The following is a 16,651-nucleotide window of genomic DNA, read 5'->3' as shown; positions in this document are numbered from 1 at the left end:
AATTACGAATGTTTATAATGAGTTCAATAATGGCTGGAAAATATAAATAGTGGTGATAAGGCATGGACAGGCCGGTCTCTGGTGATAAGCCAACAGAATCTGAAGCCAGCCCGGGGGAGTGGCTTTCCTATTTAAAGCAGGGGGGGACCCTGGGAAAGCTCAGGCAGGTAAATTCCGAGCAGATGGAAGCCATGTATACGCTGGGCTATGGCCATTTTGATATAGGGCATTATGCCGAGGCGCTCAGGGTATTTCGATACCTTGCAATGCTTGACCACTGGAATGCCCGCTATTTTCTTGCCATTGGTTACTGCCTTTATCAGTTGAAGCATTATGCCGATGCAATTCCGGCTCTGTCCTATGCAGAGCGGCTCGATAAACAGGATCCAAGGCCATCACTCTGCATGACAGAGTGCTTCATAAGCCTCAAAAATCGAAAGCTGGCGAAAAAAGCCCTTGCAGAAGCCATTAAAAGGTTGAAAGTCAGCAAAGACTGGGACGAAGAAAAGAAACAGGCAAAACAACTAAAACATTATCTGGTGAATCAGTCAGGAAGGAGTCAGACATCATGAATCCAGTAAACACAGGGAGTGGGGTTGGCAACAACGGTCAAACGCCAGCAAGCGGTCAAACGAGTGGGACTCCTTCATCCAACCAGGTTTCTCAGGGCTATAGCGGTACGAATTCAGTTTCCAGTACCAGTGGCTCCACTGGCCCAGCCAATGTATCCGCCAATCTACCGAAACCAGAAGCTGTTAAAGTGACTGTTGAAGAATTTGTCAGTCAGTCACTGGATGCTCAAATTGACGCACGGTTGAGCAATATTCGCAATAACCTGAAAATTGATGCATCTGATGTCTATCTGAACGATACCGATACCCTGTTTTTAATGATTAAGGGTTTTGTTGATGAGTTGGTGGCCGTCGCCTCCATGCAGTCGATCAGTCAGGCATTTAGTAGTAATCAGCAGGCACAATCAGACAAGGCGAGTAAAGCAAAAAAAATACTGACTGTTCAGGCTCGTATACAGGAACGTCAGGAGAACATTCAGGAAAAAAATGATCAGCTGAGTGATTATACGAGCAGTCTGGCTAAAAAGCGTCTGACCAAAAGCCTGAAAGAGCATCAGCTTGCCAACGCTAAAGACGAGCAGGCATCCGGTGTCAACCGCAGTGCTGATATTGCCAGGCTCAACGTGGAGTTATCATTGCTGGAACACAAAATTGCCAGTGCTGAAGAGGGCATTTCAGGGTTACAACAGGATGTAAAGCAGCTGCTGGGTTTGAACACAACCGATAAGGCCACTATCGTTTCCTACCACAGGGCTCTCAGCGTTGTTCAGGAAGAGCTGGTGAATGTAGGCAGTCTGGTAGGCCAGGTAAGGCAACGGTTTGATAATGAAGCACTGGATACCGGTGAAGAGAAAGCTGAGAAAGCTAAGGAAGCAACAAAAGAGGCCACCCTGGATGTCCGTCGTGAAGAAACACGTCTGAAAGCACAAAAAGACCTTTCCAGAGATCTTGATAAATCAGCCCGCAGGCAGGAAACACAGAGAGCTGACAATCTGCTGGAAGGCGAATTGTATAAGTCACAACTTTCTTTCCTGCCACCCAGAGAGGCCGCTATTTTGAAGGCGGTATTCGGGAGTATCGACTCCGATAAACTTCAGGCGGCCCTGAACAAAACGCCAGCCGAGCTAAGTGAAACTCCGGTTGCCAGTAGCGAGCCGCCGAAGAAAGAGATTGATAAAACCAAAGCCACTGCTCAGCCACCTGAGCGTCCCGCCTTTGATGAAGGTTTAGCCATTGTCCTGCAAAGTGTTCTGGATAAGCCGTCCGTCTCCTCACCAGAAGAACTGTCCGAAGAGGAACAGATAAATCCGGCGGCGTCGACCTTCGGAGGAGACAATCTGTCATTTGAGGGAGCCAAAAACCCTCTGATTTTCGCCGGACTCTGGCTGCAGGCGCAGATGGAGCAGGGCGAAGCGACTCAGGCTGCCAAAGAGGGTCATCTTGAAGACGGGAAGGAAGCGGTCGTTCAGACCGAACAGCTTCAGAAGCAGACCTTTGCTGACGCCCTGCAGGACTTTGCCACTATCCCTGAAGAAACGGCCAGGTCTCTGGATGAAGGTCAGCAGGCCGAAGCGGACATAAGTCGTAGAAGTCCGGTCTGAGTCGACTCCTGCAAGCCTCTGCCCTGAGCGTTGACCTGTTAACCCTGAGTTTTGCTACATTAAATGCTCTATCTGGGTTAACAGGTGTCTGTGATGTCAAGAGATGAGGTCACTTCGGTTTTTAAAGATCAGTGGAATGCCTACCAGTGGGCGGTCGATAACAACCTCATGGGCCATCATGAGTTGCTTGCCGCTGCACAGTTATTTATTCAGGATCGTTACAAAAATTCATCAGTGACCATGGTCGACTTTGGCTGTGGTAATAGTCTGCTCATTCCTGAGATGACCCGATCGGTGCAACTGGAATACTATTTTGGTATTGATCTGGCTGATAATGCACTGGCGATGGCCTCTGAGTTGCTGGAACGCAGCCATATCAGGAGTCAGCAATTCTGTCGGGATTTGTTTCTTGGGATACCTGAGATTCCTTCAACGCCCAATCTTATCTACAGTGCCTTTGCCGTTCATCATGGTAATGAACAGAAAAAGCGTCAGTTTTTTTCAAAACTCTATCAACAGGCTCCTGACCAGTGCGCCTTTATCCTGACAGATATTATGATCCCTCCGGATCTGAAGTTTGATGAGTACACGCAGGGGCTGGAACAGTATTTTATAAAGCAGGGCATCCGTTCTGACTGGCTTTCCCCTATCATGGCTCATATCCGTCAATACGATTATCCGGAAACCGCAGAGACCTGGCTGGATATCACCCGGTCTTCTGGCTGGAAGGTTCTGCATAATCAAACTCTGGGACCTCATAAAGTGTATCCTGCCACTTTCATGTTGCTGGAGCGCTGAAAGGTTGTTCTGGTCACCGCCGTCAGTCTGGTGAAAACCCGCGTTTCAGGTATAATGCGTCGGTTTTGATAGTCTCAGGGATTGTGTCTCCCTCAAGCCCTGTTGAATCCGAATGAACCCCCCTGTTTCGAGGTATGTTATGCGCAGCCATTATTGCGGCGAACTGAATCTCTCCCATAACGGGCAGGAAGTGACCCTGTGTGGATGGGTACACCGCCGCCGCGACCATGGTGGTGTTATCTTCCTGGATATGCGTGACCGTGAAGGCACCACCCAGGTCGTTATCGACCCTGACACTGAAGAAGCGTTCGCGCTGGCTGACAAAGCCCGCAGCGAATACGTTCTGAAAATCACTGGTCTGGTACGTCCGCGTCCGGAAGGTACTGTCAACCCAAATATGAGTACTGGTGAGATCGAGGTGCTGGGCAAGCAGGTTGAAGTCCTGAATGAAGCTCAGACACCGCCATTCCAGATTGAAGGTTACACCGACGTCGGTGAAGACGTTCGTCTGAAGCACCGCTTCATCGACCTTCGTCGTCCGGAAATGCAGGAAAAACTGATCCTGCGCAGCAAGGTCACCAGCGCGGTTCGTAACTTTATGGACGGTGAAGGCTTTCTGGATGTTGAAACACCGGTTCTGACCCGTGCGACCCCGGAAGGCGCCCGTGACTACCTGGTACCAAGCCGTACCCATGAAGGCAAATTCTTTGCGCTGCCACAGTCACCACAGCTGTTCAAACAATTGCTGATGGTGTCCGGTTTTGACCGTTACTACCAGATTGTTAAGTGCTTCCGTGACGAAGACCTGCGTGCTGATCGTCAGCCAGAATTTACCCAGATTGATATCGAAACATCCTTTATGGATGAAGCGGGTGTCATGGGTATCACTGAAAGCATGGTGAAAAAGGTATTCAAGCAGGTTCGTGATATCGACCTGGGTGAATTCCCACACATGCCATACGCTGAAGCCATGAGCCGTTATGGTTCCGATAAGCCTGACCTGCGTATCCCGCTGGAACTGGTTGACGTCGCTGATCTGATGGCTGGCGTTGAATTCAAGGTCTTCAAAGGGCCTGCTGAAGATCCAAAAGGTCGTGTTGCAGCGCTGAAAGTACCCGGTGGTGCTGAGCTGTCCCGTAAGCAGATCGATGACTACACCAAGTTCGTCAGCATCTATGGTGCCAAAGGTCTGGCATGGATCAAGGTGAACGAGATTGAAAACGGTGCCAATGGCCTGCAGTCTCCGATCATCAAGTTCCTGGGCGACGACGTGACCATGAATATCATGGAGCGTCTGGAAGCAAAGAACGGCGACATCGTCTTCTTCGGTGCGGACAAAGAGAAGGTGGTCAATGAAGCCCTGGGCGCACTGCGTTGCAAGCTGGGCGAAGACCTGAAACTGTACACTAAAGAGTGGGCACCTCTGTGGGTTGTTGACTTCCCGATGTTCGAGGAAACCGACGAGGGCAAACTGACCGCCCTGCACCATCCGTTCACTGCACCCACCTGCTCCGCAGAAGAACTGGCTGCTAATCCGGCTACGGCTCTGTCCCGTGCTTACGATATGGTTATCAACGGTTACGAAGTGGGTGGCGGTTCCGTTCGTATCCACCGTGAAGAGATGCAGCAGGCTGTGTTCAACGTTCTGGATATCCAGGAAGAAGAACAGCGCGAGAAGTTTGGCTTCCTGCTGGACGCTCTGAAGTACGGTGCGCCTCCACACGCTGGTCTGGCGTTCGGACTGGATCGTCTGGTGATGCTGATCTGTGGTACTGATAACATTCGTGAAGTGATTGCTTTCCCGAAAACTCAGTCTGCAGCTTGTGTAATGACTCAGGCTCCGAGCGAAGTGGACAGTACCCAGCTGCGCGATCTGAACATCCGTATCCGTCGCGATCCGGCGTCTGCGACCAGTCACTAAATGAACGATCGGACTTTATTCATGCGCTGACTTTGTCAACAATGTGGATGAAGTCCGGTACGAAAAAATTGAGATAAAGGGTATTTCCTATGGCAGGTCATAGTAAATGGGCCAATATCAAGCACCGTAAGGCGGCTCAGGACGCCAAGCGTGGCAAGATTTTCACCAAGATCATCCGTGAGCTGGTGGTCGCAGCGAAGCAGGGCGGTGGCAACATCGAAGATAACCCGAAGCTGCGTCAGGTGGTTGATAAAGCACTGGGTGCGAACATGACCCGTGACACCATCAACCGCGCCATTGCCCGTGGTGCCGGTGGTGATGACGATTCCAACATGGAAGAAGTGACCTACGAAGGTTACGGTGCGGGTGGTATCGCGGTGCTGGTTGAAACCCTGACCGATAACCGTAATCGTACCGTTGCAGAAGTACGTCATGCTTTCAATAAGCACGGTGGCAACCTGGGCACTGACGGCTCTGTTGCTTATATGTTCGAACGTCGGGGTCAGATTTTCTTTGACGACAGCATTGAAGAAGAAGCTCTGATGGACGCGGCCCTGGAAGCAGGTGCTGAAGACATCGTGACTAACGACGATGGTTCCTTCGAAGTCGTGACCGACTGGACCGAGTTCATGGCGGTCAAAGATGCGCTGGAAGCAGCAGGTTTTACTGCGGCTGCAGCGGAAGTTGCCATGGTGGCCGATGTTCAGACCGAGCTGGACAAGGACGGCGCAGAGAAAATCATGAAGCTGGTGGATCGTCTGGAAGATCTGGACGACGTGCAAAACGTTTACACCAATGCTGATATCCCTGCTGAAATCATGGAGCAGCTGGGCTGATTGTCTGATTGAGTAAAGTGTCAGTGCTGGTGAGCGTTTTGTGAGCCGGCCTGATGTTTGGGATTTCTTTATTAAAATTCACTTGTCGTATTTTCGGATGATAATTTAGACAACTCATCACTCGATTCCAGCAATAGCAGTCATTCAACCTGTAAAGTCTTAGTCCTTTTATATATGTGTTTGCGGTATTTGCTTATATAAAGATTATTACAATATTTTTACTATCCCCTCCTAACATAAAATATAACCTTAAATCATACAGTTGTTTTTAATTAATTAGTTAAACATTGTCGTATGTTTGAATGAAAATTAGCCAGCATAAGAAACAGGTTGTTTATTTATTCATACATTTTGCATAACTCTGACTCTTAATTAATTCTATAAGTCTTCTGGAGCGTAAAAATGACTATGCAGTCAAGTCTTTTTAATAGCGCTGTTTTAACTGTTGTCGCTTTATTAAGCATTGGTAATGTTCAGGCAGAAGAGTTGCTGGATTCCAGAATGGAAGCCTTTCTGGTCGAAAATCACGAGGGCAGGGAATCTCTTCACGCAGCCTCGGTGGCTGAGCCCGGCAACATACTGGAATACCAGCTTACCTACACCAGCAGAGCGACAAAGCCTCTGGCCATGCAGTATATCTCTGTTCCCGTTTCCCCAAATACCGTCTATCTCAAGGGCTCTGCCAGCGTTTCCGCGACCAGTGAATTTCAGGTCAGCCTCGATGGTGGCAAAACCTGGAGCAGTGAACCTGTTAAACAACAAATAAAAGATAAAGAGGGCAAGCTTCAGGAAGTAGTAGTGCCTGAATCAGAATACACAAACCTGCGCTGGCATGAAAAAAGTGATATTGCCCCCGGTGCGGTTAAACAGTATCACTACCGGGTGAAAGTTCTGTAACTCAGTCATAGGTTAATAGTTTAACTACTTCTTTTATTAGACCTGCAAGCTCTCGGAGGGGCGAGTGCTTGCCTGATTTTGTCTGGACGGAAATGGGAGTTGAGCGATTTTGACGGGAATCCTTTCGCTTATTCACGCCTCGGCAAATTCTTTGTGATTAATAAACCGTTCATTTTTTCAACACACGCTCACACTGATTGAGGATTAAAACATCAATGTTTAAAGGGCTACAAAAACAATTATTCCCGGTATGGGCATGGGCCCTGCTGTTGATGGGAATATTAGGGGCAGCCGTCGTTCAGGCTGCCACCACTCCAGCAGGGACACAGATTAAAAACCTGGCAACGGTGACATATCAGGATGCGCTGGGTAATGAAAAGACCGTCCACTCTAATGAGTCGGTGGTGACGGTTGCTGAGGTTTATTCTGCGGAACTGAAAGACGACCAGACCAAAGAAGGTGCGCCGGGGCAACTGGTGTATTTTGCTCATCAGCTGACCAATAACGGTAACACTGGGGATGAGTTTACCCTGGAGATTACTAACCCGGATCCAGCACTGGATAAGGACAGCCTGAAGATCTACCACGATGCCAATGGCAATGGTCAGCCTGATTCTGGCGAGCCTGAGATTGGAAGTGACAAGGTCAAAGTGGCTCGTGGCGAAACCGTCAACCTTGTTGTGGCAGCCAGAGCGCCTGCGAATGCAACCAAGCCCGGTTACGAATTGACCTTACAGGCAACAGCTGAAGGTGATCGTAACTCATTTGGTGGTCAGAAAACGGCGGCGAACACAGATACCATCAAAATATCCAACGGTACGATTCTGGTTTCCTCCAAAGAGGTGATTTCCCACAACCAGAAAACCGGTGAGGTCAAGTACCGAATCCAGGTCATCAACAATGGTGCTGACCTGAAGAACGGCGGTGCAATCTATGACTTCTTCCCGAAGTACCTGAAATTTGATGGGCTTAATCAAACAGAAACAAGCGACAGCCGTCTTGAAAAAATCGAAATTACTAAAAGTAATGACTTGATAGCTGAACTGCCCACTGGCGCAAAGTACATCAAGGATAATAACCATGATGAAGGTATGAGGGTTCGCATTAAAGAACTGAAAAAAGGCCATACCGTAGCTTTTGAGTTCACAGTGAAGTATGAAAAAGATAAAGATGAGAACGGCCAGGCAGGCTATAGCTTTGAAGCAGGAACTGTGCTGAAAAACAAGGCATTTGTTGGTTTTGACGGTAAAGATGGCAAACGTCAGCATGTAGAAACTAATACCGTTACAACAAAACTGCCTCAGGTTGCGAATGTTGCTGCCAAAAACAAAGCTGGTACCGGCGACACTCAAACCGTGCCAAGTGCCGCTCAAGGTGAAGAAGTTAAATTTGTTAACACCATCACCAACTTGGGTAATGGTACTGATACCTTTAACCTGACGGTTAAAAATGTCCCAGACAGAGCTTTCCCTGAAGGCACCGTTTTCTCCTTGTGGAATGAAAAGGGTACCGTATTGCTTACCGATACCAATAACGACGGCATAGTTGATACCGGCGAGCTGAAAAGTGTATTGGCAGCCAAAAACGGCGAAGGCAGCAATGTTATTCGGATAATGGTAAAAGCCAAACTGCCTGGAAAGAATAAACGTGACAAAGACTTTAGGGCAGAGCTGACGGCAACTTCTGTGGTGGATGTTACTGCTCAAGGCACAGTTACCGAAGAGTTGCTGGAGATTGCCGAATTAGAAAAGAAAATTGATGTGGCGAACTACAGGTTCGACAAGAAGGATAAGGACGTTGTTTATAAGCTTAAAGAAATCGATGTAAAAGACTTCTTTAAGTCTGATGCGAAAGACGATTACCACCCCGGTGGTCAAATTACCTCCATCATTAGCCGCAAACCAGGGCAGATAGCGGAGTTTGGTCTGTTTGTTGCGAATAAATCCAATGTCTCTGACAGCTTTGCCCTGAATTCAGTCATTGCTAAAGCCAATGGCTGGAAGGTGACTTTCCACCACCAGGGTATTTTCGATAAAGAAAATAACCCGCTGGAGCTAGCCACAGGCCAGCAGATCAGCACTACGCCGCTGTTACCGAAAAATACGGTGATGAGAGTGCTGGCAAGGGTCGAAGTGCCTGAGTCTGCCAAAGCCGGTGATTATGAAATTGAGTTTGACGCCAATTCTAATACTCGTAGCGTGATGGGGAACTTCACTACCAACCAGATAACGGTGAAAAAAAGCCCAGTACTCATCTTTTCCCCTCGCGGCGTTCAAACCATTGAAGCGGGCGGTGTTGCTTACCATCAACACATTCTGGAGAACAAGGGTAACGTTGACCTGAATATCACCATCAATGGTAAGAAAGGTCAGGGTATGGATAGCTGGAACTACAGACTTCTGGATGAAAAGGGTGAAGTGATTTCTTTACCTATTAAGCTGGAGCAAAAAGATGATAATGATGATAAGAGTACAAAGCATACAAAGAAAATCACCGTTGAAATCAGCGCCCCGGCCAACGCTGCCGCTGGTCTGACTTTCAACCTTGAGCTGACAGCTGAGGATAAAGCGATAGGAGTTAAAGCAACTCTGGTCGACTCCACCACCGTTATCAGCAGCCAGCTGGATGCGGTTAAGAAGGTGAAGGTGCTGAAAGGCATGAATAAAGACAACATCATTGATGAAAGCAAAAAGCTGGCGACTGATGACTTTCAGATCAATGGCACAGAAAAAGCCAAACCCGGTAAAGACTACGCCGTCTGGCAGATAGTCGTGACCAATAAAGGTTCAAATGATGCTGAAAACGTGGTTATCAAAGACGCGGCTCCGAACTTCACCACTTATGTTGATAAATCGGGATATGTGGTTGGCGAAAACGTCCAGCCGTTCAGTGGCCCAGAGAACAGTATTCAGTTCAATGTGGGAACCTTGAAGCCCGGCAAATCCGTCGAGGTTCGCTTTACTGTCAAACTTGATTAAACCCTGACCGCAGGATTCCTTCCGCTGCCTCTGTGACTAAGAAACAGAAGGCAGTGGAGGGCTTCCTTTGCCTTTTTAAAACGACTAAGGACGTTTAGTTAAGAAGGCAAAGGAAGCCCATACAGAATACACAACCCAAAGCAGTACCCGCAGTATGACGCCAGCCTTCAACCACAGTATGAAAATAATGCTTGCCCTGTGGCTGATGCTGTTGGCTACCCTGGCGCAAGCCCTCACTCCTGCTGGCACCGTGATTATGGCCCAGGCTGAGGTGGTTTTTTTCGATACCGGAAGTGGTCAGCCAGTGACCTTGCTGTCTAACCAGTCAGCCCTGACCGTAGCCCCGGTGGCAGCACTGGCACTGGTACAGGATCAGGACCAGATGGCTACGCCGGGTCAGCAGGTGTTTTTTATTCATCGGCTGGCGCATCGTGGCAATATTCCCGATCGTTTTAAAGTCGCTGTCGTCATGGCTGATGGGCGACCTCTGGAAAAACTCGGAGTATATGAATACCAGGGCTCGCTGCCTTCACCGGATACCCCCACCCTGAAAGAGACCCGCATCCTGAAACCCGATGAGGTGATCGAGTTGGTGGTGATGGGCACCGTACCCTCAGAATCAACGACAGATGACAAGCATGTGCTGACCCTCTCGGCACAGTCACAGTCTGATAGCAACATCCGCAGTGAGAACCGGGATACCGTCACCATCGGTGAGTCGGTAATCCGGTTGCAGAAAACCGTTGATAAGCGCGAAGCCAAAGCCGGTGAACTCCTCACTTACACTATTAGCCTGCAAAATAACGGCAGCATCGCCATACCGGGTCGTGACCTGGTGGTGGATGGTCAGCCACGTCATGGGGTGGTGCTGGAAGACCCGCTGCCCACTCATACCCAGCTGAACCCGGACATTAAGCCGGTGTTTGCCCCGGTTCAGGCTGTTGCCATGGTTCGCACTGAAAGCCGGGACTGGTTGAGCTTTGATAACTGGGACAAAACGACACCAGTAACCCGGATCGGCCTGCTGATTCCCTCCGAGCTGGTCATGCCCGGTGACCGTCGCCGTTTGTCATTTACTGCCAGAATTGATCAACATATCAACGCTGACACTCTGATTAATAATCGCGCCTTTATTTCTCTGGATGGTACTGATGTGGGTAAAGCCCACAGTAACCCGGTGTTGACCAGAGTCGTTAGCGATGAACCACCAGTTGATGATGTGGTGATTCGTTTTGTTGAACCGAATAACTTCCATAAGCAGCCGGACTTTACCGACGGCTTTCATCATGCCGGGTACTACTATCTGAAGGAAGATAACAGCCACCCTCAGTACGATGTGTATCTTGAGCTGGAAGGGGGGAATTTCAGTTTTTCAAAAGAAACAGCAGACACCGTGATTGTGGATGTACACTCCGGTAAAAACGACAATATTCGTGTACTGCTACAGGAAACCGGTCAGGATACAGGTCTGTTTCGCAGCCAGTCGCCACTGCGCCTTTTCAAGAATAAACAGGGTGGCGGCCTGCTCTGCCAGTCTGACAGTCAACAGCCGGATTATAGCCAGCTCGGCAGCCAGTGTATTTTACAAACTGAAGTCAACGATATTCTGACGGCAAGCGTCGTTGATCCACTGACGAATACTCGCTATCAGAGCGTGGCTGATGTCAGCCCCCAAGGGCGGGTATTCGACTCCAGCAACCTGTCAATGGTTAATGGCGTTTATATCAACCTGACCGATCTGGAAGGCGCTCCGGCCATTGACCTGGAAACGGGAAAGCCCTGGCAAGGGGTGGAGACTGGTAAAGATGGTCACTTTGATTATCCCCGCCTGGAGCCGGGTCGCTATTTTATTACGGTTTCTGCACCAGAGACGTTTACCGCAGAACCGCCCTACAAGTTCCCCTCAAAAGTCGCACCTGAGAAAATGCCCGGCATGGTGATCAATGATGCCTCCTACGGTCGGGGAGGGATGAATGGTGACGAAAAGAAACCCATCACGGGCATTGAAGGCTCTTTTGTTGTGGACGAACACAGAAGACTGGCTCATTTCGACGTGCCAATTGATCCGGTAGCTGAGGCCAGTGGCCTGACCTTGGAAAAAGAAGCAAAACAAAAAGAAGTAGCGCCCGGTGAGCTGGTGACTTACGAGCTGAAAGTTAAAAACAATCTGGATATCAAACTCTATAACCTGCAAATAAACGACAAGCTGCCACTGGGTTTTAAATATATGAAAGGCAGTACTCGTATAAATGGCAAGCAGGTAGATGACCCGGAAGGAGGCGCTGGCCCTGAACTGACTTTCAGGGTCAGAACTAACCCTGCCCTTGATGCCAACGGTGAAGTTACCATCACTTATGCCCTGAAGGCAGGTGCCGGAGGCATTGACGGTGATGGCATCAATCGGGCTACCGCAACCGCCCGAAAAGATGTTACTGGTCAGTCGGTCACTTCTAATGAAGCTAAAGCTCAGGTCAATACGATCATCAGTGGCCTGACCCTGAAGAAAGAAGCAAAACAAAAAGAAGTAGCGCCCGGTGAGCTGGTGACTTATAAGCTAAAAGTTAAAAACAATCTGGATATCAAACTCTATAACCTGCAAATAATCGACAAGCTGCCACTGGGTTTTAAATACATGAAAGGCAGTACTCGTATAAACGAAAAACAGGCAGACGACCCGGAAGGGGGCGCTGGCCCGGAACTGACCTTCAGGGTCAAAACTAACCCTGTACTTGATGCCAAAGGTGAAGTCACCATCACTTATGCCCTGAAGGCAGGTGCCGGAGGCATTGACGGTGATGGCATCAACCGGGCAACGGCTACAGCCAGACAAGATGTTACTGGGCCGACATTTAGCTCCAACGAAGCTAAAGCCCAGGTCAATACGATCATCAGTGGCCTGACCCTGGAGAAAGAAGCGAAACAGAAAGAAGTAGCGCCCGGTGAGCTGGTGGTTTACGAGCTGAAAGTTAAAAACAATCTGGATATCAAACTCTATAACCTGCAAATAATCGACAAGCTGCCGCTGGGTTTTAAATACATGAAAGGCAGTACTCGTATAAACGAAAAACAGGCAGGCGACCCGGAAGGGGGCGCTGGCCCGGAACTGACCTTCAGGGTCAGAACTAACCCTGCCCTTGATGCCAACGGTGAAGTGAAAATCAGTTATGCCCTGAAGGCAGGTGCCGGAGGCATCGACGGTGATGGCATCAACCGGGCAACGGCCACGGCCAGACGAGACGTTACTGGTCAGGCAGTTAGCTCCAACGAAGCTAAAGCCCAGGTCAACGTGGCCATGACCGGCGTGTTGTCGGACAAAGGCATTATCTTTGGCAAGCTCTATGTAGACAAAGACTGCAATAGCCTGCAAACACAGGGGGAGTGGCCCATTGGTGGCGTTCGTCTGTATATGGAAGACGGCACCTGGGTAATTACCGATGAAAACGGGCAGTACAGTTTGATGGGGATTCGCCCCGGTCAGCATGTACTCAAGGTGGACCCAGTGACCATGCCGGACGGGCTGACTCTTAAACCCATCGATAACCGTAACGCTGCCGTGGGAGACAGCCGGTTTGTGGATATTGCCCCTGGTGAAATGCACCGGGCGGATTTTGCGGCACAGTGCCCTACAGGTGATTACCAGAAGGTGTTCGACCAGATCAAAGCCCGTAACGAAAGCATCAGCGGTGAATGGTTGCTGGATGATGCGGCAAAATACAATCGCTCACAGCGTTCCGATAAAGCGGATAACACTGGCGACCTGTCTCACGGTGTGGTTCGGGCTCCCACTGACAACAACGATAAGAAGACCTCTTCGTCATTCCCGCGCAGGCGGGAATCTACCACGGCAGTGGATTCCCGCCTGCGCGGGAATGACGGAGTGAGCCGGAATGACGGTGTGAGCAAAAATGACGAGCCAAAGGCAGCCACCATTCCGGTGCCTGATGAGGCCGTTAAACATATAACCCGCGAGCAAGCTATGGAAGGCCATTGGCTGTGGCCTGAAAATGATCGTGCCGATGGTCGCTTTATGGCGGTGGTTCGTGCTGGTGTTGAACCCACGTTGTACGTCAATGGTGAAGCAGTAGCCCATGACCGGCTGGGTGAGCAGATGGTGAACAGCCGGGAACAGGCTCAGTTAATGGCCTGGTACGGCGTTGCTCTTAATGACGGGGAAAATCAGGTAGAGGTGAAGGCAACGGACATGTTCGGTAATGAGCGTGTTCTCGCCAGCGGGCGCTTTACCCAGTCGGCAGCGGCTGAAACCATTGCTATTCTGCCGGAATCCGACACTCTGGCAGCAGACGACGGAAGAAGCTTACTACCGGTCACCATAAAGCTGTTGGATAAAAACGGCCTGCCTGCCCGTGGTGTTTATTTTGTTACCCTTGAGGCTTCAGCCGGACGCTGGCATGAGCCGGATATTCAGGATCAGGAACCCGGTCATCAGGTGCGGATTGACCAGGGTGAGCTGACCGTTCATTTGCGTTCGGGTAATGCCTCTGGGCCAGTGACGTTGCGGGCATCCACCGGCGAAATGAAAACCGATGTGAAGATTACCCAGGTGGCGGCTCCCCGACCAATGGTGGCTGCTGGTTTGGTGGAATTCAATGCGGGGCATGGCCGTATCAGCGGTGCGGTATCTGAACTGGATACTATCCGTAAGGGGACTCACACTGATGGTCGGGCAGCGGTCTTTGCTAAGGGTGAAATCGCCAAAGACGTTCAGCTGACTCTGTCTTACGACAGTGACAAGGATGAGGATACCGAGCTGTTTAGGGACGTGAACCCGGACGACTACTACCCCATCACCGGGGACGCCAGTCAGAAAGGTTATGAGGCGCAGAGCCGCAGTAAGCTCTATGCCAAAGTTGAAAAAGACCGCAGCAGCATCATGTGGGGCGATTACCAGACAGATGCCCACGGCTCTGAGCACAATCTCGCTAAAATTCAGCGCAACCTGAACGGTGTTAATGCCATTTACGATAACGGCGACACCCGTATTCATGGCTTTGCCGCTCGTCCGGAAAATAGCCATTTTACCGAAACCCTTTATCCCGACGGCACCGCAATGAATTACAAGCTGGAAAAGACTCCTATTGAACGACACAGTGAAACTGTTGTTCTTGAAGCCTTCCACCCTGACAATCCGGGTCTGGTTATAAACAGCGAAACCATGACTCGGGGGCGCGACTATACCCTTGATGAGTTCAGCGGTTATCTGAAATTCAGCAAACCGATTCACAGCCGGGATGATAAAGGCAATGTTCAGCGAATCCGGGTCTCCTATGATCTCAGGGACGGCGGCGAAGCCTATACCGTAGCCGGTGTACGGGCAGAACAGACCATTAATGAACAGGTAAAAGTGGGAGGCAGCTATACCCGCAATGAACATACGACGGAAGGCAGTGACCTAAGTGGTGCCTGGGTGGAATATAAACCGTCAGAGAAAACAACCATTGCCGTTTCAGCGGCTCATATGACCGGCAAATCACCGGTTAAGGGCGGCAATGACAAAAGTGTAGTAGAAAACTTTAGCGGAGATGCAGCCCGGGTCAAACTGAAGCATAAATGGAACAACGCATCCGAGACAGAGCTGACCTGGGCCAGAGCGGACGAAGGTTATAAGAACAGCGCCAGCGGGATTTCATCAGGCCGGGAAGAGACTCGCCTGAAGCACAGGCAGCAACTGACTGATAACACCAGCCTGCGGGCTGAGGCGGAAGTCAGCCAGACACTGAACGACAGTGGTTCTTCCCAGGGGGATAGCCTGGGGGCTTATCTGGATCATAAGGTGGGCGATGGCTGGAAGCTGTCAGCGGGTAGTCGTTATATCCGTCAGCGTAATGAAAAGGATAATGACCGTTACGCCACTGGACAGGTGGGGGCGGAAAAAAGCTTTAAACTGCTGGAGAAAGACGCATCGGTCAAGGCTGAATATGAGCAGGCTCTGACCAATTCTCGCAAGCGTTTCGCCCTGGAAACTAATTGGAAAGTCCATGAGAAAGTGAGCGCCTACGGTCGTGTTGAGCGCGATGAAAACCTGAGTCCGGTGGCTTCAGGCAGTGACCGTAACCTGTTCTCCGTAGGTGTTAAAAGCGAATGGCTGCCGAAAACCAAAACCTATTCTGAGTACCGTATGCGCGGGGCGACGGATGGCAAAGCCATGGAGTGGGTGAACGGTGCCGATACTTCTGTCACCCTGACCAAAGGCTTGACCATCACCCCAAGCCTTGAGGTGATCAATACCGTCAGCGGCAAGGGTAATAACGACGGTGTTGCTGTGTCTATGGGCATTCAGGATAAGCGCCATGCCAACCAGCGAGCCACGGGACGAATTGAATACCGCAATGGTAAGTCCCAGAACTATTATGGTCTGGATGCTGCCGTAGCTCGACGCATAAATCTCGACTGGAGCGGGCTGGTCAGAACTCAATTCCGGCTGGAACAACCCAAGACAAAAGACAGTAGTCGTCTGGAAAAACACGCTCTGACTCTGGGGCTGGCCCGTCGCCCTAAACAGGACAACGTCCAGCATGGTCTGTACCTGTACGAATGGAAAAAGGAACGGGGTAAGAATGCGGGGGATAACCGTACCGTCCATTTAGTGTCTACTCACCAGAACCGGAAGATCGATAAAGACCTGACCCTGTCCGGCCGTATCGGCAGTAAATGGGTATGTACGACTCTGGAAGATTACCAGTACAACAGTCAGTCATGGGTCAGTGACGCCCGGTTAACCTGGAGCCTTAATCGCCGCTGGGATCTGGATCTGCGTGCCGGTGTACTGGGTGTTGATGGGACAGACAGTCTGCGCTGGTCCGCTGGCGCAGGTATTTACTACCTGGTGGTGCGTAACCTCCGTGTAGGTGCTTACTACAACGTGGTTGGTTTTTCTGATAAAGACCTTGATAGCGAGAAATACAATGCCGAAGGCATTCACTTTAGTATGCTGTTCAAGTTTGATGAATCCCTGTTTGGCTGGTTTAACTCATGACGTCTTTCTTTATAAAAATCCCATCGTCATCCCCGCGCAGGCGGGGATCCACTA

At 50.1% G+C, this 16,651-nt stretch carries 8 protein-coding genes; all 8 read left to right on the top strand.

What is annotated here, in order from left to right; translation table 11 throughout:
- Positions 1-62: 62 nt before the first annotated feature.
- A complete protein-coding gene (locus NX722_RS12985; protein ID WP_262568345.1) occupies positions 63-572 on the top strand; it encodes a SycD/LcrH family type III secretion system chaperone in 510 nt (169 codons plus the stop codon).
- The gene (locus NX722_RS12980; RefSeq protein ID WP_262568344.1) at positions 569-2,173 is read left to right on the top strand and encodes a coiled-coil domain-containing protein; all 1,605 of its coding nucleotides are present in this window, start codon (positions 569-571) and stop codon (positions 2,171-2,173) included. The genes NX722_RS12985 and NX722_RS12980 overlap by 4 nt, the downstream gene beginning before the upstream one ends.
- Before the next feature lie 93 nt (positions 2,174-2,266).
- Positions 2,267-2,971, top strand: coding sequence for a class I SAM-dependent methyltransferase (locus tag NX722_RS12975; protein ID WP_262568343.1), 705 nt, complete (start codon positions 2,267-2,269; stop codon positions 2,969-2,971).
- A 139-nt stretch (positions 2,972-3,110) separates the two neighbouring features.
- Complete coding sequence (gene aspS, locus NX722_RS12970; protein WP_262568342.1) at positions 3,111-4,892, top strand: aspartate--tRNA ligase; 1,782 nt, start codon at positions 3,111-3,113, stop codon at positions 4,890-4,892.
- A gap of 89 nt (positions 4,893-4,981) precedes the next feature.
- Positions 4,982-5,728 (top strand): YebC/PmpR family DNA-binding transcriptional regulator, encoded by a 747-nt coding sequence (locus NX722_RS12965; protein ID WP_262568341.1) that lies wholly within the window; start codon positions 4,982-4,984, stop codon positions 5,726-5,728.
- 402 nt (positions 5,729-6,130) lie between these two features.
- Positions 6,131-6,625 carry a hypothetical protein gene (locus NX722_RS12960; RefSeq protein WP_262568340.1) on the top strand — a complete coding sequence of 165 codons (495 nt, stop codon included), beginning with the start codon at positions 6,131-6,133 and terminating at the stop codon, positions 6,623-6,625.
- 215 nt (positions 6,626-6,840) lie between these two features.
- The gene (locus NX722_RS12955; RefSeq protein WP_262568339.1) at positions 6,841-9,603 is read left to right on the top strand and encodes a hypothetical protein; all 2,763 of its coding nucleotides are present in this window, start codon (positions 6,841-6,843) and stop codon (positions 9,601-9,603) included.
- Between the two features lie 178 nt (positions 9,604-9,781).
- Entirely contained in the window at positions 9,782-16,597 is a 6,816-nt protein-coding gene (locus NX722_RS12950; protein ID WP_262568338.1) for a hypothetical protein, read from the top strand.
- The last annotated feature ends 54 nt before the right edge of the window (positions 16,598-16,651 follow it).

The sequence above is a fragment of the Endozoicomonas gorgoniicola genome (genome assembly GCF_025562715.2).
In the GTDB taxonomy this organism is placed as follows: Bacteria; Pseudomonadota; Gammaproteobacteria; order Pseudomonadales; family Endozoicomonadaceae; genus Endozoicomonas_A; species Endozoicomonas_A gorgoniicola.
Note: the sequence above shows the minus strand (reverse complement) of the source record. Positions and strands in the feature narration are given on the sequence as shown.

Coding starts and splice junctions, on each gene's coding strand:
- NX722_RS12980 (WP_262568344.1), top strand. CDS start 569: ATGAATCCAGTAAACACAGGGAGTGGGGTTGGCAACAACGGTCAAACG.
- aspS (WP_262568342.1), top strand. CDS start 3,111: ATGCGCAGCCATTATTGCGGCGAACTGAATCTCTCCCATAACGGGCAG.
- NX722_RS12985 (WP_262568345.1), top strand. CDS start 63: ATGGACAGGCCGGTCTCTGGTGATAAGCCAACAGAATCTGAAGCCAGC.
- NX722_RS12950 (WP_262568338.1), top strand. CDS start 9,782: ATGAAAATAATGCTTGCCCTGTGGCTGATGCTGTTGGCTACCCTGGCG.
- NX722_RS12965 (WP_262568341.1), top strand. CDS start 4,982: ATGGCAGGTCATAGTAAATGGGCCAATATCAAGCACCGTAAGGCGGCT.
- NX722_RS12955 (WP_262568339.1), top strand. CDS start 6,841: ATGTTTAAAGGGCTACAAAAACAATTATTCCCGGTATGGGCATGGGCC.
- NX722_RS12960 (WP_262568340.1), top strand. CDS start 6,131: ATGACTATGCAGTCAAGTCTTTTTAATAGCGCTGTTTTAACTGTTGTC.
- NX722_RS12975 (WP_262568343.1), top strand. CDS start 2,267: ATGTCAAGAGATGAGGTCACTTCGGTTTTTAAAGATCAGTGGAATGCC.